This window comes from Cedecea lapagei, from assembly GCF_900635955.1.
Classification (GTDB): Bacteria; Pseudomonadota; Gammaproteobacteria; order Enterobacterales; family Enterobacteriaceae; genus Cedecea; species Cedecea lapagei.
This window is the reverse complement of record NZ_LR134201.1, coordinates 2,443,106-2,462,624: the sequence shown is the minus strand read 5'-3', so window position 1 is coordinate 2,462,624 and position 19,519 is coordinate 2,443,106. Positions and strand designations below refer to the sequence as shown.

At 56.2% G+C, this 19,519-nt stretch carries 18 protein-coding genes; 9 read left to right on the top strand and 9 right to left on the bottom strand.

Annotation, left to right across the window (positions count from 1 at the left end):
• Positions 1-163: 163 nt before the first annotated feature.
• Positions 164-1,042 (bottom strand): LysR family transcriptional regulator, encoded by an 879-nt coding sequence (locus tag EL098_RS11920; protein ID WP_126356408.1) that lies wholly within the window; start codon positions 1,040-1,042, stop codon positions 164-166.
• A gap of 107 nt (positions 1,043-1,149) precedes the next feature.
• On the opposite strand from EL098_RS11920, the gene budA reads away from it, so the two are divergent.
• The 4 genes from budA (at position 1,150) to EL098_RS11900 (ending at position 6,460) form a co-directional block, all read left to right on the top strand.
• Complete coding sequence (budA, locus tag EL098_RS11915) at positions 1,150-1,929, top strand: acetolactate decarboxylase (protein ID WP_126356407.1); 780 nt, start codon at positions 1,150-1,152, stop codon at positions 1,927-1,929.
• A 24-nt stretch (positions 1,930-1,953) separates the two neighbouring features.
• Positions 1,954-3,633 (top strand): acetolactate synthase AlsS, encoded by a 1,680-nt coding sequence (alsS, locus tag EL098_RS11910; RefSeq protein WP_126356406.1) that lies wholly within the window; start codon positions 1,954-1,956, stop codon positions 3,631-3,633.
• A 19-nt stretch (positions 3,634-3,652) separates the two neighbouring features.
• The gene (locus EL098_RS11905) at positions 3,653-4,423 is read left to right on the top strand and encodes a (S)-acetoin forming diacetyl reductase (protein ID WP_126356405.1); all 771 of its coding nucleotides are present in this window, start codon (positions 3,653-3,655) and stop codon (positions 4,421-4,423) included.
• A gap of 144 nt (positions 4,424-4,567) precedes the next feature.
• Positions 4,568-6,460, top strand: coding sequence for a potassium transporter Kup (locus tag EL098_RS11900; protein ID WP_126356404.1), 1,893 nt, complete (start codon positions 4,568-4,570; stop codon positions 6,458-6,460).
• On the opposite strand, the gene EL098_RS11895 is transcribed toward EL098_RS11900, so the two are convergent.
• Positions 6,457-7,038 carry a TetR/AcrR family transcriptional regulator gene (locus EL098_RS11895; RefSeq protein ID WP_126356403.1) on the bottom strand — a complete coding sequence of 194 codons (582 nt, stop codon included), beginning with the start codon at positions 7,036-7,038 and terminating at the stop codon, positions 6,457-6,459. The genes EL098_RS11900 and EL098_RS11895 overlap by 4 nt on opposite strands.
• A gap of 40 nt (positions 7,039-7,078) precedes the next feature.
• Complete coding sequence (locus tag EL098_RS11890; protein ID WP_126356402.1) at positions 7,079-8,584, bottom strand: MFS transporter; 1,506 nt, start codon at positions 8,582-8,584, stop codon at positions 7,079-7,081.
• A gap of 189 nt (positions 8,585-8,773) precedes the next feature.
• On the opposite strand from EL098_RS11890, the gene EL098_RS11885 reads away from it, so the two are divergent.
• Positions 8,774-9,388, top strand: coding sequence for an alpha/beta hydrolase (locus EL098_RS11885; RefSeq protein WP_126356401.1), 615 nt, complete (start codon positions 8,774-8,776; stop codon positions 9,386-9,388).
• Between the two features lie 61 nt (positions 9,389-9,449).
• On the opposite strand, the gene EL098_RS11880 is transcribed toward EL098_RS11885, so the two are convergent.
• Positions 9,450-10,484: an AI-2E family transporter gene (locus EL098_RS11880; RefSeq protein ID WP_126356400.1), complete on the bottom strand. Its 1,035-nt coding sequence runs from the start codon at positions 10,482-10,484 to the stop codon at positions 9,450-9,452.
• A gap of 454 nt (positions 10,485-10,938) precedes the next feature.
• Between EL098_RS11880 and mdtJ the strand changes: the two genes are divergently transcribed.
• The 3 genes from mdtJ to EL098_RS11865 all read left to right on the top strand — a co-directional run bounded on the left by mdtJ (position 10,939) and on the right by EL098_RS11865 (position 13,928).
• Positions 10,939-11,316: a multidrug/spermidine efflux SMR transporter subunit MdtJ gene (mdtJ, locus tag EL098_RS11875; RefSeq protein ID WP_126358430.1), complete on the top strand. Its 378-nt coding sequence runs from the start codon at positions 10,939-10,941 to the stop codon at positions 11,314-11,316.
• Positions 11,303-11,632, top strand: coding sequence for a multidrug/spermidine efflux SMR transporter subunit MdtI (gene mdtI, locus EL098_RS11870; protein WP_126356399.1), 330 nt, complete (start codon positions 11,303-11,305; stop codon positions 11,630-11,632). Before mdtJ ends, mdtI begins: the two co-directional genes overlap by 14 nt.
• A gap of 127 nt (positions 11,633-11,759) precedes the next feature.
• Positions 11,760-13,928 (top strand): putative bifunctional diguanylate cyclase/phosphodiesterase, encoded by a 2,169-nt coding sequence (locus EL098_RS11865; protein WP_408609077.1) that lies wholly within the window; start codon positions 11,760-11,762, stop codon positions 13,926-13,928.
• A gap of 3 nt (positions 13,929-13,931) precedes the next feature.
• On the opposite strand, the gene EL098_RS11860 is transcribed toward EL098_RS11865, so the two are convergent.
• The 5 genes from EL098_RS11860 to EL098_RS11845 all read right to left on the bottom strand — a co-directional run bounded on the left by EL098_RS11860 (position 13,932) and on the right by EL098_RS11845 (position 18,420).
• On the bottom strand, positions 13,932-14,738 hold the full coding sequence (locus EL098_RS11860; RefSeq protein WP_126356398.1) for a trypsin-like serine peptidase: 807 nt from the start codon (positions 14,736-14,738) through the stop codon (positions 13,932-13,934).
• 98 nt (positions 14,739-14,836) lie between these two features.
• On the bottom strand, positions 14,837-14,917 hold the full coding sequence (gene ydgU, locus EL098_RS23875) for a small membrane protein YdgU (protein WP_456297837.1): 81 nt from the start codon (positions 14,915-14,917) through the stop codon (positions 14,837-14,839).
• A gap of 115 nt (positions 14,918-15,032) precedes the next feature.
• Positions 15,033-15,458, bottom strand: a complete 426-nt coding sequence (asr, locus tag EL098_RS11855; protein WP_071844375.1) for an acid resistance repetitive basic protein Asr — start codon at positions 15,456-15,458, stop codon at positions 15,033-15,035.
• A gap of 152 nt (positions 15,459-15,610) precedes the next feature.
• Positions 15,611-17,095 carry a carboxypeptidase M32 gene (locus tag EL098_RS11850; RefSeq protein WP_126356397.1) on the bottom strand — a complete coding sequence of 495 codons (1,485 nt, stop codon included), beginning with the start codon at positions 17,093-17,095 and terminating at the stop codon, positions 15,611-15,613.
• A 74-nt stretch (positions 17,096-17,169) separates the two neighbouring features.
• Positions 17,170-18,420, bottom strand: a complete 1,251-nt coding sequence (locus EL098_RS11845; RefSeq protein WP_126356396.1) for an MFS transporter — start codon at positions 18,418-18,420, stop codon at positions 17,170-17,172.
• A gap of 99 nt (positions 18,421-18,519) precedes the next feature.
• Between EL098_RS11845 and EL098_RS11840 the strand changes: the two genes are divergently transcribed.
• Complete coding sequence (locus tag EL098_RS11840) at positions 18,520-19,431, top strand: LysR family transcriptional regulator (RefSeq protein ID WP_126356395.1); 912 nt, start codon at positions 18,520-18,522, stop codon at positions 19,429-19,431.
• The last annotated feature ends 88 nt before the right edge of the window (positions 19,432-19,519 follow it).

Sequence of the window (19,519 nt, the reverse complement as noted above, 5' to 3'; positions counted from 1 at the left end):
TGCGCAATGGGCGATTAGTTTTTGGCCATATATGGCCGAATTTTCAATCGTATCGTATGTATAGCGTGCAATATCGGCCCGGGAATTCGGTGGCAGCCCCGGCCGTGCTGATAAATGCCAGGAAGGCCGGGCGCTTAAAAAATTTCTGCCACCGGTCATTCCGCTAGTGGCCAAACAGCTGAATAAAACGTTTCACAGAAGGCGACCGCTCGAACTGCCGCCAGGCAAGGGCAACGTCCGTTTTCACCTGGTCACCTCGTATGGCGTGGAAGGTCACATTGGGGCTGGCGATGCAGGTCATTGACTGCGGGACCAGGGCAAAGCCGAAGCCAGAGCCGACCATGCTCAGCGAGGAGGAGATCTGCGAGGCCTGGCAGGCGCTCTTCAGGTCAATCCCGGCGCGCAGACAGGCGTTGTACATTAATTCATAAAGCCCCGGCGCCACTTCCTCTGGGAAAAGGACAGGCGGCACGTCGGCCAGCGCCTGCAGCGCCAGCGCGTCTTCTCCGGAGAGAGGATGATCCTTATGCAGGGCAATCATCATCGGTTCTTCGTCAATAAGCTTGAGATTAAACCGCTTGCTGCTTTCACAGGGCAGGCGCACAAACGCCACATCAAGCAACCCCTCATCCAGCTCCTGCATCAGGCCGGCCATATTGGTTTCGCGCTGGTGAAGCTCGATGGCCGGGTAGTGCGTCTGGAACTCACGCAGCAGCGTAAAAATTTTGGGGTTGAAGGCGTTAGAGCTGGTGATCCCCAGCGACAGTTTCCCGTTTATGCCGCGGGCAATGCCGCGCGCTTTTTCCAGAGCGGCATCGCTTTGCGCCAGGATCTGGCAGGCATCCTGGTAAAAGGCTTCTCCCGCGTCGGTCAGCTCCACACCTCGGGTCAGACGATGCAGCAGCGGCGTACCTACTTCGCGTTCAAGACGCTGGATTTGCTGACTAAGAGGGGGCTGAGAGATGCCCAGCAATTCGGCGGCCCGGGTGAAGTTGTGTGTCTGGGCGACGGCGACGAAATAGCGGAGATAGCGAAGTTCCATATCAAAAACGTCTCAAACCAGAGGGGCTTTTATATTGGAACTGTGAGCTGGATCGAGTCAACATCTTATTAACATTTCTTAACCTTCCTTGTCAGAGGAAAAACGTGATGAGTGACTTAACTATCTGTTCCTGCGAGAAAAGCCTGCTTGATATGGTTGAGGCTTTCGCCGCAAGAAATACAGAAAACATGATATATCAGACCTCGCTGATGAGCGCATTGCTGAGTGGGGTCTACGAAGGTGAAACCACCATGGCCGATCTGCTAAAACACGGCGACTTTGGTCTTGGCACCTTTAACGAGCTGGACGGCGAGATGATCGCTTTCAACAGCAATGTCTACCAGCTACGTTCTGACGGCAGCGCCCGAGCGGCCAGCCCGCAGCAGAAAACGCCGTTTGCGGTGATGACCTGGTTCAAACCTCAGTATCGCCTGCGCATTGATAGCCTGACCAGCCGTCAGAAGCTGCATGAGATCATCGACGCCAAAATTCCGTCAGACAATCTGTTCTGCGCTTTACGCATTGACGGGCGTTTTCACCACGCCCACACCCGTACGGTGCCGCGTCAGAAACCACCTTATCGCGCAATGACCGACGTGCTGGACGACCAGCCTGTGTTCCGGTTTAACGGCCGTGACGGCGTACTTGTGGGTTTCCGCACCCCGCAACATATGCAGGGCATCAACGTGGCGGGCTACCACGAACACTTTATTACCGATGACCGCCAGGGCGGTGGACACCTGCTCGACTATCAGCTTGAGCAGGGCGTGCTGACCTTCGGCGAAATCCACAAGTTAATGATCGATCTTCCGGCAGACAGCGCTTTTCTTAATGCCGATCTGCACCCCGATAATCTTGATGCTGCTATTCGCGCGGTTGAAAACTAGCGTTCCCTGAAGGAGAGATGAGCAATGAATAATAAGAAACCTCAGCGTCAGTGGGCGCACGGCGCCGACATGGTTGTGGCGCAGCTGGAAGCGCAGGGCGTGAAGCACGTGTTTGGTATCCCTGGCGCAAAAATCGACAAAGTTTTCGATTCCCTTAATGATTCGCCGATTGAGCTGATCGCCGTGCGTCACGAGGCCAATGCCGCCTTTATGGCAGCGGCGGTAGGGCGCATTACCGGCAAAGCTGGCGTGGCGCTGGTGACCTCGGGGCCGGGCTGTTCTAATTTGATAACCGGTATGGCAACGGCGAACAGCGAAGGCGACCCGGTTGTGGCGCTGGGCGGGGCGGTAAAACGCGCGGACAAAGCCAAACAGGTACACCAGAGCATGGACACCGTAGCGATGTTCAGCCCGGTCACCAAATATTCTGTAGAGGTCTCTTCTCCGGACGCGATTGCCGAGGTGGTATCAAATGCGTTCCGCGCCGCTGAACATGGCCGTCCCGGCAGCGCCTTTGTCAGCCTGCCGCAGGACATCAGCGATGGTCCGGCGACAGGGAACGTTTTGCCTGCCAGCGGATCTATTAAGGCCGGGGCAGCCCCGGATGCTGCCATTGACGAGGTCGCGAAGCTGATTGCCGGCGCCAAAAATCCCGTCTTCCTGCTCGGCCTGATGGCGAGCCAGGAAGAAAACAGCGCCGCGCTGCGTCACCTGCTTGAGAAAAGCCATATTCCGGTCACCAGCACCTATCAGGCTGCCGGCGCGGTAAACCAGCAGCATTTCTCCCGTTTTGCCGGACGTATCGGCCTGTTTAATAACCAGGCGGGCGACCGTCTGTTACAGCTGGCCGATCTGGTGGTGTGCATCGGCTACAGCCCGGTGGAGTATGAGCCGGCAATGTGGAACACCGGCGACGCCACCCTTGTGCACATCGATGTGCTGCCCGCCTATGAAGAGCGTAACTATGTTCCGGATGTAGAGCTGGTCGGCGATATCGCCGGTACGCTGGAAAAACTCACCGCCCGCATTGAAAAACCGCTCGTTCTTAGCCCGCGGGCTTCTGAGATCCTCATTGACAGACAGCACCAGCGCGAGCTGCTGAGCCGCCGGGGGGCGCAGCTTAACCAGTTCGCTCTGCATCCGCTGCGTATCGTTCGGGCGATGCAGGATATTGTTAACGACGACGTGACGCTAACCGTTGATATGGGCAGCTTCCATATCTGGATTGCCCGCTACCTCTATAGCTTCCGTGCGCGCCAGCTGATGATCTCCAACGGTCAGCAAACGATGGGCGTTGCTTTGCCGTGGGCCATTGGCGCCTGGCTGGTGAACCCGGGCCGCAAGGTGGTCTCGGTTTCCGGCGACGGCGGTTTCCTGCAGTCCAGCATGGAGCTTGAAACTGCGGTGCGCCTTGGCGCCAACGTGCTGCACATCATCTGGGTGGATAACGCCTACAACATGGTGGCGATTCAGGAAGAGAAAAAATACCAGCGTCTGTCCGGCGTTAACTTCGGGCCGGTGGACTTCAAGGCCTACGCAGATGCTTTCGGCGCACGGGGCTTTGCCGTAGAAAGCGCCGAGGCGCTGGAGCCGACTTTACGCGCCGCGATGGACGTTAACGGTCCGGCGGTGGTCGCGATTCCGGTTGATTACAGCGACAACCATCTGCTGATGAGTCAGCTGCATCTCAGCCAAATTCTTTAAACTACAGAAGGATATTGTGATGAAAAAAGTAGCACTGGTTACCGGTGGCGGTCAGGGGATCGGTAAAGCTATCGCGCTTCGTCTGGCAAAAGACGGGTTTGCCGTCGCCGTGGCTGACTATAACGCGAAAACTGCAAAAGAAGTGGCGGATGAAATTAACCGCAACGGCGGCCGCGCGCTGGAGGTGACGGTAGACGTCTCCGACCGCGATGGCGTGTTTGCCGCGGTTGAGGCTGCCCGTAAAGGCCTGGGCGGGTTTGACGTTATCGTCAATAACGCGGGCGTTGCGCCTTCCACCCCAATCGAAGAAATCACACCAGAAATCGTCGATAAGGTTTACAACATCAACGTGAAAGGCGTGATCTGGGGCATTCAGGCCGCGGTTAAAGCTTTCAAGGCGGAAGGCCACGGCGGGAAAATCATTAACGCCTGCTCTCAGGCCGGGCACGTGGGTAACCCGGAGCTGGCCGTTTACAGCTCGAGTAAATTCGCCGTGCGCGGCTTGACCCAAACCGCCGCTCGTGACCTGGCCCCGCTCGGTATTACCGTTAACGGTTACTGCCCGGGGATCGTTAAAACCCCGATGTGGGCCGAGATTGACCGCCAGGTCTCCGAAGCCGCAGGCAAACCGCTGGGCTACGGCACCGCCGAGTTCGCAAAACGTATTACCCTTGGCCGCCTGTCCGAACCGGAAGATGTTGCCGCCTGTGTCTCTTACCTGGCAAGCGCTGATTCTGATTACATGACCGGGCAGTCGCTGCTTATCGACGGCGGTATGGTCTTTAATTAAGGCTAAGTTTTCATGTGGAGTACCTTTTGACCTGACGGGGGCCCGCCAGGTCTTTTTTATTTGCTGCCCGTTGAGCTTAAAACATGTCGAAACCTCTATACTTTGTCATGGCAACTGCCAGAAAAATCACAGAAAGGACTGTTCATGACAAACCTGTCGCAGACGGACGGCGCGGAAGCCTCCGGGACAACGCCGCATAAATTTATTCTCGCCGGAAGCGCGCTCGGCGTGGTGTTCGGCGATATCGGCACCAGCCCGCTGTATACCCTGAAGACGGTGCTATTGCTCTCCGGAAACAGCCCGACACCCTCGGTGATTCTGGGGCTGCTTTCACTGATTATCTGGACGCTAATCCTTATCACCTCGGTGAAATACGCGATGTTCGCGATGCGTATCGACAACCATGGCGAAGGCGGCATTATGGCGCTGATGTCGCTGCTGGTGGCAAGGGACAAAGGCTCTCGTTGGGTGGTGCTGGCGGCACTTCTGGGCGCGGCGCTGATATACGGTGACGGGGCGATTACGCCCGCCATTTCGGTGCTTTCGGCTATCGAAGGGATGAACATGATCCTGCCGGAAGCCGAAACCTGGGTACTGCCGATTGCGGTGACCATTCTGGTCCTGCTGTTTGCCGTTCAGCCCTTCGGAACGGCGAAGATCGGCAAAGTTTTCGGGCCGATTATGGCGCTGTGGTTTATCTCCATTGCCGGGCTGGGGATCTGGGGCATTGCTCAACATCCCGCCGTGCTGCTGGCAATCAACCCCTGGTACGGCCTGCAGTTTCTCGTATCGAATGGCTTTGTGAGTTTTATGGTGCTGGGCGGCGTGTTTTTGTGCGTCACCGGGGCGGAAGCGCTGTACGCCGACATGGGGCATTTTGGTAAAAAACCCATCTGGATGGCGTGGTACGGCGTGGTGTTTCCCAGCTTGCTGCTCAACTATGCGGGGCAGTCAGCGCTGATCCTGTCCGGTGCCGACATCACGCAAAATATCTTCTTCCGTCTTTGCCCGCCGGCGCTGCTTATCCCGCTGGTGATTCTGGCTACGCTAGCCACGATTATCGCCAGCCAGGCGATTATCACAGGGGCATTTTCCATGACCCGGCAGGCTATCCAGCTCGGCTGGCTGCCGCGGCTGCGCATTCGTCAGACGGCGGCAGAAAGTTATGGGCAGATTTATATCGGCACCATTAACTGGTTGCTGATGGGCGTAACCCTGTTCCTGACGGTGTTCTTTAAGTCGTCTGAAAACCTGGCCGCTGCCTACGGGATTGCCGTTTCTCTTACCATGCTGATGACGTCCGGGTTGCTGTACGTGGCGATGCGCCATATCTGGCTGTGGCGGCGGTGGACCAGCGCGCTGGTGGCCGGCGGATTTTTAATTGTCGATACCTGCTTCCTGATAGCCAACCTGATCAAGGTGCTTGAAGGCGGGTATATTCCGCTGCTGCTGGCGGCAGTGGTCTGCACCACGATGCTGGTGTGGCACCGCGGCGCGGCGGCGGCGTCTAACGCGGTGAATGAAAAGGTTATCGACGTAAATACGTTCTTTGCCGCGCTGAAGGAGCGTGGCGTGCCACGCGTACAGGGCTCGGCGGTGTTTCTGACAAAAGCCCGCAACGGCATTCCGCCTGTCATGCGCTGGCACGTGGCGCGTAACCACGCGCTGCAGGAGCAGGTGCTTTCGCTGACGATTTCTATCATGAACGTGCCCCGCGTGCCCGCCGGGGAAAGGCTGGTAATTCTTGAGCAGGCGCCGAACTACTGGCGCGGTATCGCCCAATACGGCTTTATGGAAAGGCCACACATTCCCGAATTAATGGCGAGGCTGGGTGATATGGCCTGCGCCTTTAGCGTGGAAGATGTGACCTATTATCTGGGCCATGAAACCATTGTTGCGCGTGAGGACGGGCAGGGGATGCCGGGCTGGCAGCGTAAGTGCTTCGCGTTTATGGTAAGAAATGCCACGCACGTTACGCACTATTACCGCCTGCCGAGCGACAGCGTGGTAGAGATCAGCCGCAGGATAGCGATTTAGTCCGCCCTCAGCACCAGACGGATAAAACTGTCAATATCGTCCAGCGCCAGCTGCCTGTCGGCGGGCGCTGAGGCGACAAGGAGTTTATCGGCATAGCCGTTTAGCAGGGCGCTAAACTGGCGCGTGGTTCTGGCCGCATCCACCGCTTTAAACACGCCAGCGGCGATACCGTCATCAACAATATCGGCCAGCACCTTTTCCCATTTTTGCGTCATCACCAGCGCCAGTTCGGCCCATACGCTGCTGTGGGCTGCCTGATGCCAGAGCGCCCCATAAAGCTGCCAGACTGCGTCCGGCGCGTGGGGCAGATAGATGTGGATCAGGCGCTGAAGCTTCTCTTCCGGGGGAAGAGAGTGGGTTTCATCGGTAAAGGTGTGCAGGTCAGCCATTAGAAATCCGGTCATTGCCTCAATGCACAGCGTTTGCCAGTCACGGAAGTAATGATAAATATGGCTGCGTGAGATGCCCACCCGCTCGGTCAGTTCGCGGGTGGTAACCTTCTCGATGCCTTTCTCAATGAACAGCTCAATGGCTCCGCCCAGGATTTTGCTTCTCAGCGTGTCCGCTGCTTCTTTCATGACGTACCCACGGTTATCTGAACGCTATTGGGGCATCTTATCAGCTTTTGACGGCCTGGCTGGACTGCTTTGCGGGCTGACGCAGCACATATTTCAACACCAGGGTGCTCGCCGCCACCAGCACTGCAGCACAGATCACCACGGTGAGATAGGCCTGGCTGAAGGCAGTACGTGCCAGATCCGCAAGCAGGGCTGCACTTGAGCTGCTCATCGAACCCGCAAGGTGCAACGCTTCGTCCAGGCTGTCATAGGCGCTATTCCCGACGGCCAATCCTTCCGGCAGGACCAGGCTTGCGCTATAGACGGCGGTCATCAGGCCGCCCAGCAGGGTAACGCCAAGTACGCCGCCCATTTCCCAGGAGACATCTTCTATCGCGGCGACCATCCCGGCTTTTTCTTCCGGTGCATTGAGCATGATAGATGTGGACGCGGCGGTAAACGCCACGCCAAGCCCAAGCCCTATGACGAACAGCGCTGCAAGCTGCGGCATCAGACTGGAGTCGGCGAGCAGGGCCATCGCCGTCATGCCCACCGTGGTAACCAGCAGACCAAAGACCATTAACCTTGCTCCACCCCAGCGCGGCAGTACAACGCCGGCGAGCGGGGAGGCAAGGGCGGAGCCCATCGGAATGGGCAGAATCGACAGCCCGGCCTGCAGCGGCGTGAGGCCCAGCACAAGCTGAAGACGCTGGGTCAGCACCAGCTCAATGCCGGTTAACGCGATCATGGTGATGATCGCCACGCTAATTCCGCTGGCAAACATGCGGTTGCGGAACAGCGAGAAGTCGATCATCGGATGGGCCGAGCGCTGCTGACGACGAACAAACAGCGTTAAAAACAGCACGCCAGCCAGCAGGGAACCTACCACGGTCAGCAGCGAGGCATCCATTTTACTGAGTTCCTTCAGGGCATAGATCACGCCCACCAGGCCAAGCATAATCAGCAGCGAAGCGGTGAAGTCGCACGGACGACTGGCGTTCCCGGCATCTCGTGGGATCAGGAACCAGGCAAAGACGATCACCAGTAAGACCACGGGCACGTTAATCAGGAAGACTGAACCCCACCAGAAGTATTCCAGCAGCACGCCGCCAATAACCGGGCCAAGGGCTGCGGCTGCAGAAGCAACTGCGGACCAGATGCCGATAGCCAGCGCACGCTCGCGCTCGTTGGTAAAGACCTGACGCACAATGGCAAGCGTCGCGGGCATCATCATGGTTGCCCCGATCGCCAGGAATACGCGTGAGGCAATCAGCAGTTCAGCCGTGGGGGAGTAGGCTGCGCAGAGCGAAGCGATGCCAAAAACAGGCAGGCCGGCCATAAACAGCAGTTTATGGCCAAGGCGGTCGCTCAGCATGCCCGCGCCGGGCAGAAGGCCTGCCGCTACCAGCGGGTAGGCGTTAATGATCCACAGCTTTTCTGACGCCGTTGCGTTTAAAGCCAGGGTAAGCCGCGGCAGTGCGGTGTAAAGCACCGTCATATCAATAATGATCAGGAAAAGGGTGCTGGTCAGGATCGCCAGAATCAGCCAGCGATTAGTGAAGCGCATGGGTAATGCCTCTAAAAAAGAACGAATTTGAGCGGTTGCTCAAGTTCGGAATATACTTGAGCAACCGCTCAAAGACAAGCGTCGACCTCTCGTCGATTTAGGGGCGGTTGACTTGTTGTGGGGGGCGTGACCAGGATAAGGTAATCGCCTGAAAGGCAGTAAATACCGGTTTTAGTAAAAGGCAGGGAAATGAAAAAACTGATCGTAATGTTACACGGCGTAGGCAGTTCCGGGGCGGATCTGGAAGGGCTGGGGCTCTTTGTCCAGCAGGTGATGCCGGAAGTTTTGTTTGCCTCACCGAACGGCACTGAACCGTTTGATGGCGGCGGCGATGCCTGGCAGTGGTTCAGCCTGGCGGGCGTTACCGAACAGAATCGGCCGCAGCGCATCGTTGACGCCCGAGCCGCGTTCGACGCTAAGCTGCAGGCGATTTTTGAACAGCATGATGTGACTCCGGGTAAAGATCAGGTGATTCTGCTGGGCTTCTCGCAGGGCTCTATCATGGCCCTGGATGCCCTCGCGACTTCTCGTTTCCCTCTGGCGGGCGTGGTGGCATTCTCAGGGCGTCTTGCTTCACCAAAACCGTATCGCGTCGCGGCAGATGCGTCGGCTCTGCTGGTTCATGGCATGGCCGACCAGGTTATTCCGTGGTCCGAGAGCGAAGCGGCGGCCGCCGCGCTGACGGAGGCGGGAGCAGAAGTTGAAACGCTGTTTGAGCCCGGCGTGGCGCATACTATCAGCGCGGATGGCGTGTCGCAGGCGCTGGGGTATATTGCGGAGCGTTTTGAGTTAGATCCGGAGTAGTTTTTACCCTCTCCTGTAGTTTGTTTTCGCCCTCGCCCCTTTGGGGTGAGGGCAACAGCCTTCAGGACTTACTCATATCACTCAACAGCACCGCAATACTCTTTCCGCCTTCGGTCTGCTCAAGCGCAATTTTCACCGCAATCGTCAGCGGAACAGAAAGTAACATTCCTACAGGGCCAAGCAGCCAGCCCCAGAAGATTAACGACAGAAACACCACCAGCGTCGACAGCCCAAGGCCGCGGCCCATCATGCGCGGCTCAAGAATATTGCCGAACACCAGGTTAATCACCAGATAGCCCGCCACCACAATCAGCGCGTCATACAGGCCGTTGAATACCAGAACCTGAACTACCGGCGGGATAGCGGCCAGCACCGACCCGATATTAGGAATATAGTTCAGGGCGAAGGCCAGCAATCCCCAGATAAAGGCAAAGCGTACGTCGAGGGCGGCCAGCATGCCCCAGACCACCAGCCCGGTGACTATACTGATGGCCGTTTTCAGCACTAAATAATGGCTGACGCTGTCCAGCGCACGCTGAATAGCACCCATGCCTTCTTCCGGGCGCGACATTAACTGCTGGAGCTTGCGCGGCAGCTGCGGAACCTCGATCAGCATAAAGACCACGGTGAGCAGCAGCAGGAAAATAGAGGTCATCGCATTGGAGAGCTGGGTCAGCAGGCCGGTGACCAGCGTCATCAGCGCGTTAGGATCGACATATTTCATCAACTCATCGACGGAAACAGAGATCCCTGCGCGCTGCAGCCAGGGTTCCAGCGTTTTCAACGGCTCCACCAGCGAAGAGCGGTATTGCGGCAGTGTTCGTGCCAGCTCGTTCAGCGAGGTCCCAAGGTAAGCCAGCAGCAGCACTACGCTCAGAATAATGACGATAATCACCAGGCTGATGGCCAGCACGCGCGGTACGCGGAACTTCTCAAGATGGCGAATCAGCGGATTAAGAATTACGGCAATAAAGAGCGCCAGAATGAAGGGGACGATGATATCGGCCGCGGCTTTTATACCCACCAGAATAATGACCAGCATGCCCAGCATAATCACGGCCTTTAACGCTTTAAGAGTAATGATCGGTTTCGCCATTGTTGCCGGTTCTCCAGTGCGACGGGGAGAGAAATAATACACCGTCGGTAAAATACTCATCCATTAATTACGCTACTTTAAACGTGAAAAACAGTTTAATACATTACAGTATGGCGGCTATGGAGCGTAAAGGAGTGTAAATCCCAGGCGATAATATACCGGGTTATGGTATAAAATCCGCGTGTTTAACTACCGAGGACAATTTTCTATCCGCAACTGACGAGAAGCAACACCGCGGGTAAGTTGGAAATATTATGGACAATATGTTCAGCACTTCATTAAATCATCACTCTGTTTTTGTCACATCTATCTCTTCACTCTCCGGTGAGCAGCACTGGCGCAACGCGCTGTAGTCCCTCTTTTCTGACATTTTTTCTTATTTAATTTGGCCTTGCTCGTCGTTTGACGTGTCTTGCAGGCTTTGTGCAGCACTCTTTTCTCTGTCAGGAGAGAAATCATGATTTACTGGATTTTACTGGGACTGGCTATCGCCGCCGAAATTACCGGCACGCTATCCATGAAGTGGTCAAGCGTCAGCGAAAATAACGCAGGTTATATTTTCATGCTGGTGATGATCGCACTGTCTTATATTTTACTGTCGTTTTCAGTGAAAAAAATTGCCCTCGGCGTGGCGTATGCCATGTGGGAAGGGATTGGTATTTTATTTATTACCCTTTTCAGCGTTCTGCTGTTTGATGAGTCTATTTCGCTTTTAAAAATAGCCGGGCTGACCACGCTGGTTGTCGGTATCGCGCTGATTAAATCCGGTACGCGAGCGAAAACGCCGCGTCAGGTAAAGTCGGCGCAGGGAGGTGACCATGCCGTCGTTTGAGTGGGTTCACGCGCTGTGGTTGCTGTTGGCTATCGTTCTGGAAATTGCCGCTAATATCTTATTAAAACAGTCCGATGGCTTCAAACGTCCGCTTTACGGCGTGCTGTCTCTGCTGGCGGTGCTGGCGGCGTTCAGCGCCCTGTCTCAGGCGGTGAAAGGTATCGAACTGTCCGTTGCCTATGCGCTGTGGGGCGGGTTCGGGATTGCTGCCACCGTGGCAGCAGGCTGGATCCTTTTCGGTCAACGCCTTAACCGCAAAGGCTGGATTGGCCTCGCTCTGCTGCTGGTCGGGATGATTATCATCAAAATTGCCTGATCTATCACGCTGCCCCCTAATTATTCGGGCAGCGCTTTCCTCCAGCTGTATTACGCTTATTTTAAGGCACAACAGCTTCTCTTGATTAAAAGCCGCAACTCTCCACGTTATTTCACTTAAAAGAGAAATGAAATTGCGTAATCCCCTGAGCTGGAAAAGTTCGCCCGTTGCCGGAACCCTGTTTGCCATGGTCTTTCTGGCAGGGATCGGGTTGATCGTTTCTATCATCGCGCTACTCTATCTGTCGCTACACCTTATCAGCAGCAAAGCCAATGAGATAGACGAGCGACGCAGCACGCTCTCGGTGCAGGGGGCGATTCAGACCTCGGTGAACCGCATGGGGGCGCTGGTCACCGATAATGCCGTCTGGGATGATGCCGTGCGTCAGGTTTATCGCCCGGAGCCCGACGTGAACTGGCTGTACAATACCTGGGGCGCTGGTTACAAAATCAATAACCTGTATGACGGTGTTTACGTCCTGGACGAGCACTTCAACATCCTTTGGGGAACGTTTCGCGGCCAGCGAGCGGCAGGGCTGGAGATCGCCCGGCTGGGGACGGGCTTTGAGTTTATGGTTCACCACAATGCCCGGATGCTGAGGGATGATAAAAAGATTTTTGCCGGTATCACCCGAACCGGGTACGGCGTCGCGTTTATCGGAATTGGCCTGATAAGGCCCATGGTGGGACGGCTTAACGTCTACGATGCCACGCGTCGCTATCTGGTGATAACCCGCCAGGTCAACGGCGATATGCTTAATGCGTTGGGCAAAACCTTTCAGCTTGAGGATCTGCGCCTTACGTCAACGCGACTAACTTCATCGAGCATCCCGCTGAACAGCGCATCCGGTGAGACGCTGGGCTACCTTAGCTGGCGTCCAGGGCTGCCCGGCGCAGAGGCCGCACGTGCCGCATCGGCAAACATTATGGGTATCACAGCGCTGGCTACGGCGCTGATATTTGTGTTTATCGCCATCAGCAGCCTCGGGCTGTTCAAACTGGCCCGGGAAGAGAAGCAGGCCAGAACTATTGCATTGACGGACTGGCTCAGCCATTTACCTAATCGGCGGGCATTGATCGAGCGGCTGGAGACCATCAGCAAGCGCGGCGACACCGATGAAAAAAACGTGGTGTTTATCGATCTCGACGGCTTTAAGGACGTGAATGATATCTACGGACACGATACTGGCGACGAGCTGATTGTCACCATCGCCCACGCGCTGCGTGACCGGGTGCCAGCAAATGGCATGCTGGTGAGAATGGGCGGGGATGAGTTTGCCATGATGCAGGGCGGTGAGCTGGCCGGGGAGCACGCTTCGGCCTTTGCCGGCGCGGTGCTGGATTTGCTGAGCCAGCCAATCACTGTCGGACAAACTACGCTCTACATCAGCGCCAGCATCGGCATTGCCAGCGGTTCGCTGGTCGACTGCAGCAGCTCAGAGCTTTTTCGGCGGGCCGATATCGCAATGTACCATTCCAAAACCACGGGCAGAGGAAGGATCTCTTACTATGATGCGACGTTGAACAACGCTCGCGAGCGTCGGCTGATTATCGAGAACGACATTCGTGCGGGTCTCGCACGGGATGAGTTTGAGGTCTGTTACCAGCCCATTATCGATGCACGTAGCCGGGAAATAACCGGTGTTGAAGCGCTGGTGCGCTGGCCGCGTCGCCCCGGAGGTGAACTGCTACCGGACGAATTTATCCCGGTGGCGGAAACCAGCGGTCTTATCTATTCCCTCGGACAGTTTGTGCTTCGCCGGGCGTGCCATGATATAGAGCCTTATGGGGATTTACGGCTGTCGGTGAACGTCTCTCCGGCACAGTTTCGCGATCCGTGCTTTGAGGATAAAGTTGCCAGCGTACTGCAGGACACAAAGTTCTCAGCGCAGCGGCTGGAGCTTGAGGTCACCGAAAGCTACGTGCTGGAAAACCCGGAACGCACGCTGGCGGCCATCCATAATCTCAAATCCTTAGGAATGGCGGTGGCGCTGGACGATTTCGGCAACGGTTATTCAAGCATCGGCTATCTTCGCCGCTTTCACTTCGACACCATCAAAATAGATAAATCGCTGGCGGGGCTGGTAGACCGTGATGAGCAGGCGCTGGCGCTGGTGAGCGGCACGGTGCGCATTGCCAGCGCGTTGGGCATGGGGGTCACTGCAGAAGGCGTGGAAAACGAATGCCAGCTTAAGCTGCTGTGCGTTGCGGGCTGCGACCGGCTGCAGGGGTACTATTTCAGCCAGCCTTTGCCGCTGGACGCCGTATTATCGCTGCGTCAGCGGCATCAGGGGTAATGCTTACTGGGCCAGCGCTTCCAGCCTGTCCCGGAAGCCGGTGACCGAGATAGCACGGTTATCCGCGCGGTAGCGATCTTTTGCCGCTGGCGCGGAGCTTTGCACGGCAATGAGCTGCCAGCCCTGATCGGTTTTCAACAGCAATGGGGAGCCGCTGTCGCCGGGCAGGGTGTCGCACTGGTGCGACAGTACGGACGCCTGCGCCCAGCCGGTCACGAGGCAATTACTGTGGGTATAGAGGTCGTCAAGGTGATCAAGCGGGTAGCCGGATTGTGTCACTTTGCGATCCTGCGTCTTTAAGGCTTCGGTCAGCGCATCTTTATCGCCGCTAAACAGCGGCAGCGGCGTAATGCCAGAGGGGGGATTACGAATAATAATCAGGCCAAAGTCATAAGGTGCGGCGTTAGACGGTACCAGCCAGCCATCGCCGTCAGGCTTAAGGCGGCGACCAAGCGATTTGTCCACCCGGCCTTCAATGTCATGAATCTCATAACGCCATTGCCCCTTGTGGGAAATAAAGCGCAGCGCGATCGCTTTGTCAGCCTTGCCGTGCGGCGGCTGCAGCAGGCAGTGCCCGGCGGTTAAGGCCAGGTGCGGCGAAATAAGGGTGGCGGTGCATAAGTTGCCGCTGGCGGTTTCCAGCTGGCCAATGGCATCCCAGGGAGCATCCTGAGGGTTGGTCACGCGGATACGGTCATCTTTGCCGAAGAACAGCGTTTTGACGGTCGCCGGACTATCGTCTTCGTCCGCGTGAACGAGCTGAGGTAAAAGGAGCAAAGCTCCTAAAAATAACACAACACTTTTGCGCATAGCTCTCTCTGAAGGGGCTAATAATTATGGTTTTTATAGATGCAGTAACTATAGTCGGAATGCGTTAAAAGTGGGAGTGAAACCAGCAGACTACGCCATCAGATCCAAAAGCTCAGCGTAATAATACCGCAGATGATCAGCAGGGCGAGGATTAACTCGAAACTGTAGCGTCGCAACATTATCCGCACTCCAGAAATAAGTACGTACTAAAGGCTGTGCCTTATTCCTAATAAAACACCCGGCAAGCCGGGTGTTATTGTAAGCGCTTTAAGCTAACGGGTTACCCCGTCTGACTTATGCTGCTGGTTGAGCAGCTGGTTTAGCGGCAGCTTTGTGATGTTTTTTCACGTGTTTTTTAGCAGCCTGAGCTTTCTGAGCAGCTGGTTTTGCCGCTTTTTTGTGGTGCTTTTTAGCAGCCTGAGCTTTCTGAGCAGCTGGTTTTACTGCTTTTTTGTGGTGCTTTTTGGCAGCCTGAGCTTTCTGCTCGGTTGCTGGCTTAGCGGCTTTTTTGTGTTTCTTTTTAGCAGCCTGAGCTTTCTGAGCGGCAGCTTTTTTGTGTTTTTTGTGGTGAGTTACTTTTGCAGCTGGAGCTTTAGCAGCAGGTGCAGCAGCAGTGGTTGCTGGAGCAGCAGCTGGTGCGGTAGCAGTAGTGTCAGCAGCGAAAGCGGCGGAAGACAGACCCATAGCAGCGGCAACAACCAGAGCTAATACTTTTTTCATTTCGACATCCTCGAATTTATTTGTGTGTCAACCCCACTGCGGGGCCGTTGAAATGAACTATAGGCTTGTGGATCAAAGTGTTCAGTGAGTGATTGGTATCGGCGTGTAACGTAATGTACAACGCCGTGTACAGAAGACCCGGCGTGTGGGGTTTACAGGTAACGAGATTCTAAATGTTTACGGAAATACAAGGGGTTAAGGTCTTCTCCGGTGGCGTTGGTGACCAGCTGCGAAGTGGTGAAACGGCTGCCGTGCTGCCAGATATTTTGTTTTAACCAGTCAAAAAGTGGGCTGAAATTGCCTTCGGCGATCTCCTGCTCCAGATTTGGGAGCGCACGTGACGCCGCGTTAAACAGCTGGGCTGCGTACATCGCACCGAGCGTGTAGGACGGGAAGTAGCCAAACGCGCCATCGGTCCAGTGAATATCCTGCATACAGCCGTTGCGGTAATTGCCTTCGGTGGACAGACCGAGCCAGGACTGCATTTTCTCATTCCACAGTGCGGGAATGTCTTCGACCTCAATATCACCTTCGATCAGGGCGCGTTCAATCTCATAGCGCAGAACAACGTGTGCCGGGTAGCTCACCTCATCGGCATCCACCCGGATAAAACCGCGTTCAACCTGCTGGTTAACATTGATAAAGTTGTTCAGCTCGAACGCTGGCTGAGCGCCAAAACGCTCAATAACCTTCGGCAGCAGCAGCTTCAGGAAAGGCGCGCTTCGGCCCAGCTGCATCTCAAAGAACAGGCTTTGCGATTCATGGATAGCGGTGGAGCGGGCCAGAGAAACAGGCTGACCGAGCCATTCACGAGGCAGGTTTTGTTCGTAGCGCGCATGGCCGGTTTCGTGAATCACGCCAAACAGCGAGCTGAACATTTCCTCTTCGTTATAGCGGGTGGTGATCCGCACGTCCTCAGGGACGCCGCCGCAGAACGGGTGCGCGCTGACGTCAAGGCGGCCGCCATTGAAGTCAAAGCCCAGCAGCGCCATGGTATCGAGACCCAGCTGGCGTTGGGTTTCTGTGGCAAATGGCCCCTGCGGAGTCAGCGTTTTTTCTTTCGCCTGTTTGTCGACCACTTTCTGCAGTAAATCCGGCAGCCAGCTGCGCAGATCGCCGAACAGCACGTCGAGCCTCGCGCTGGTCATGCCCGGCTCATAGATATCCAGTAGCGCATCGTAGCGGGAAATTCCTTTGGCCTCGGCACGCAGGCGAGCTTCCTCGCGGCTGACGCGAACCACTTCTTTCAGGTTGGTGGAGAATCCCTGCCAGTCGTTGGCCGGGCGCTGGGTGCGCCAGCCGTGTTCACAGCGGGTGCCAACCAGCGACTTTTCTTCAACCAGGGCGTCCGGCAGCAGCACGGCTTCCTGATAATGGCGGGTCATTTCACGCAGGTTTGCGCGCTCAACGTCATTGAGATCTTCCTGAGCGGCTGCCTGCAGCAGGGTAGCAATTTTCTTGTCGGTCAGGATCTGGTGCTTAAGGACGCTAAGTTCAGCGAGGGCCTCGCCGCGAGCCTGACTGCCGTTGGTCGGCATCATGGTGGACATGTCCCAGCCTGCAATAGCTGACAGGTGATCGAAGCGGGACAGACGCTGGAAGGTACGGGTCAGGTGATTATAGTTTTGCTTTTCCATATGGCCTCGTGAACAGGTTGTTAACGCCAAAGAAAATAGCATTAAGCTCACCTGAACACGAGAGCGGCAGCAGGTTAGTGTGCCTTATGATGCAAACGCGAGGCCACCAGTAAAGCGACCAGCAGCAGCGAGCCGATAAAAGCCGCTACGCCGTTCCAGCCGTAGTTATGCCAGAACACGCCGCCAAGCGTACCCGCAATGCTTGAACCGAGATAGTAGCTAAACAGGTACAGAGAGGATGCCTGGCCTTTGGCGCGACGAGCGCGAGGCCCGATCCAGCTGCTGGCTACCGAATGCGCGGCGAAGAAACCCGCAGAGAAAAGCAGCATCCCGGCAAAAATCACGATAAGTGAGGAAAAGACGGTCAGCGTCAGGCCAAGGAACATAATGCCCGTAAAGCCAATCAGCACCGGGCCACGGCCATATTTAGCCGTCATGGCCCCCGCTTTCGGCGAGCTCCAGGTGCCGGTGAGGTAGGCCACGGAAAGCAGGCCAACAATCGCCTGGCTGAGGAACCACGGGGCTTCCATCATCCGGTAGCCAATATAGTTAAACAGCGTGACAAACGCCCCCATCAGCAGGAAGCCTTCGGCAAACAGCAGCGGTAAGCCCTCATCGCGCCAGTGCAGGCGGAAGTTAATAAACAGCGTTTTTGGCCTCAGGCTGGAGGCGCGGAAGTGCCGTGACTGGGGCAGTATCTTCCAGAACATCAGCGCCGAGGCGAGGGCAAAACAGCCGATAGCCGCGACCGCCACGCGCCAGGTAAAGAGGTCGGTGAGCACGCCGGTAATCAGACGCCCGCTCATACCGCCGATGGAGTTGCCGCTGATATATAAGCCCATCGAGAAGGCCACCACGCTCGGGTGCATCTCCTCGCTAAGATAGGTCATGCCGACTGCCGCAACGCCGCTTAAAGAGAGGCCGATAAGCGCCCGCATGATCAGTATGCCGTGCCAGCTGGTCATCAGCGTCGACAGCAAAGTACAGCAGGAGGCCAGCAGCAGCGCGGTCACCATCACCTGTTTGCGGCCGATGGCATCCGAAAGTGGACCGGTAAACAGCAGGCCAATGGCCAGCATGGCGGTAGAAACGGAGAGCGAAATACTGCTGCTCGCCGGGCTGACGCCGAACTCATGGGACAGCACGGGCAGAATGGGCTGAACGCAATAGAGCAGCGCAAAAGTGGCGAGACCGGCGGAAAACAGCGCCAGCGTCACGCGCATAAACTGGGGAGTACCTCGTTTGATATAGCTGACAGACTGAGAAGAGGGGCTTTCGTCGGCAGCCTCTGTCGGGGCGGGGCTGACGGTAGTTGTACGACTCAAGAGAGATCCTTACGCGGGCGTTAACTTATTCTTTACAGAGTAGAAAAGTGTAAATGTTCTGTCTAATATATTAATAATCTCAAATGATACTTTAAACATATGAATATCGAGCTGCGCCATCTCCGCTATTTTATTGCCGTTGCTGAAGAGCTGCATTTTGGCCGGGCGGCAGCCCGCCTGCGGATCTCCCAGCCGCCGCTTAGCCAGCAAATCCAAATTCTTGAGGAGCAAATCGGCGCGCGGCTACTGGCGCGCACAAACCGCAGCGTGAATCTGACCGCCGCCGGGCAGCAGTTCCTCAGTGACGCCAGGCAAATACTTGGCCAGGTGGAGGCCGCCGCTGCCCGCGCTGCTCGCCTGCACCAGGGGGAAACGGGTGAGCTGCGCATCGGCTTTACCTCTTCGGCACCCTTTATTAAGGCCGTTTCTGACAGCCTTTCCCGCTTTCGTCGGCGCTATCCTGACGTTCACCTCCAGATGCGTGAAGTGAATACCCGCGAGCAGATCGCTCCTCTTAACGAGGGTGAGCTGGAGCTTGGTCTAATGCGTAATACAAGACTGCCGGATACCCTGGCATGGACGCTTATTTTGCGGGAACCCTTGCTGGCGATGGTCCATCGCGACCATCCGCTGGCCAGCAGCGGCTCGGTATCGCTTAAACAGCTCGCCGATGAGCCGTTTGTTTTTTTTGATCCGCACGTGGGCACCGGGCTGTACGACGACATTATCGGCCTGCTGCGTCGCCATAATATTGTGCCGTACATTACCCAGGAGGTGGGCGAGGCGATGACGATCATTGGTCTGGTTTCTGCCGGACTGGGCGTTTCGATCCTGCCGGCGTCGTTTCAACGCATCCGCCTGAGCGACGTTGTATGGCTGCCTATTCAGGAGCAGGAAGCGCAGTCTGAACTGTGGCTGGTCTGGCCGAAGCATCGGGAGTTATCGCAGGCGGCAAAGCGGATCTCTGCGCTGTTAACCGAGGCGGCCTGGGCGAAAAAAGAGGGGGAATAACGCGGGATTATGTGCGGTAAATCACAACCCTACGTAAATATTTGACGATCCCACTTGAAGTGTTTAACCATAGCCTAAAAGTTTATTT

Excerpts from the sequence above, each read along its gene's own strand:
- EL098_RS11920 (WP_126356408.1), bottom strand. The coding sequence starts at position 1,042 with ATGGAACTTCGCTATCTCCGCTATTTCGTCGCCGTCGCCCAGACACAC.
- budA (WP_126356407.1), top strand. The coding sequence starts at position 1,150 with ATGAGTGACTTAACTATCTGTTCCTGCGAGAAAAGCCTGCTTGATATG.
- alsS (WP_126356406.1), top strand. The coding sequence starts at position 1,954 with ATGAATAATAAGAAACCTCAGCGTCAGTGGGCGCACGGCGCCGACATG.
- EL098_RS11905 (WP_126356405.1), top strand. The coding sequence starts at position 3,653 with ATGAAAAAAGTAGCACTGGTTACCGGTGGCGGTCAGGGGATCGGTAAA.
- EL098_RS11900 (WP_126356404.1), top strand. The coding sequence starts at position 4,568 with ATGACAAACCTGTCGCAGACGGACGGCGCGGAAGCCTCCGGGACAACG.
- EL098_RS11895 (WP_126356403.1), bottom strand. The coding sequence starts at position 7,038 with ATGAAAGAAGCAGCGGACACGCTGAGAAGCAAAATCCTGGGCGGAGCC.
- EL098_RS11890 (WP_126356402.1), bottom strand. The coding sequence starts at position 8,584 with ATGCGCTTCACTAATCGCTGGCTGATTCTGGCGATCCTGACCAGCACC.
- EL098_RS11885 (WP_126356401.1), top strand. The coding sequence starts at position 8,774 with ATGAAAAAACTGATCGTAATGTTACACGGCGTAGGCAGTTCCGGGGCG.
- EL098_RS11880 (WP_126356400.1), bottom strand. The coding sequence starts at position 10,484 with ATGGCGAAACCGATCATTACTCTTAAAGCGTTAAAGGCCGTGATTATG.
- mdtI (WP_126356399.1), top strand. The coding sequence starts at position 11,303 with ATGCCGTCGTTTGAGTGGGTTCACGCGCTGTGGTTGCTGTTGGCTATC.
- EL098_RS11865 (WP_408609077.1), top strand. The coding sequence starts at position 11,760 with ATGAAATTGCGTAATCCCCTGAGCTGGAAAAGTTCGCCCGTTGCCGGA.
- EL098_RS11860 (WP_126356398.1), bottom strand. The coding sequence starts at position 14,738 with ATGCGCAAAAGTGTTGTGTTATTTTTAGGAGCTTTGCTCCTTTTACCT.
- ydgU (WP_456297837.1), bottom strand. The coding sequence starts at position 14,917 with ATGTTGCGACGCTACAGTTTCGAGTTAATCCTCGCCCTGCTGATCATC.
- asr (WP_071844375.1), bottom strand. The coding sequence starts at position 15,458 with ATGAAAAAAGTATTAGCTCTGGTTGTTGCCGCTGCTATGGGTCTGTCT.
- EL098_RS11850 (WP_126356397.1), bottom strand. The coding sequence starts at position 17,095 with ATGGAAAAGCAAAACTATAATCACCTGACCCGTACCTTCCAGCGTCTG.
- EL098_RS11840 (WP_126356395.1), top strand. The coding sequence starts at position 18,520 with ATGAATATCGAGCTGCGCCATCTCCGCTATTTTATTGCCGTTGCTGAA.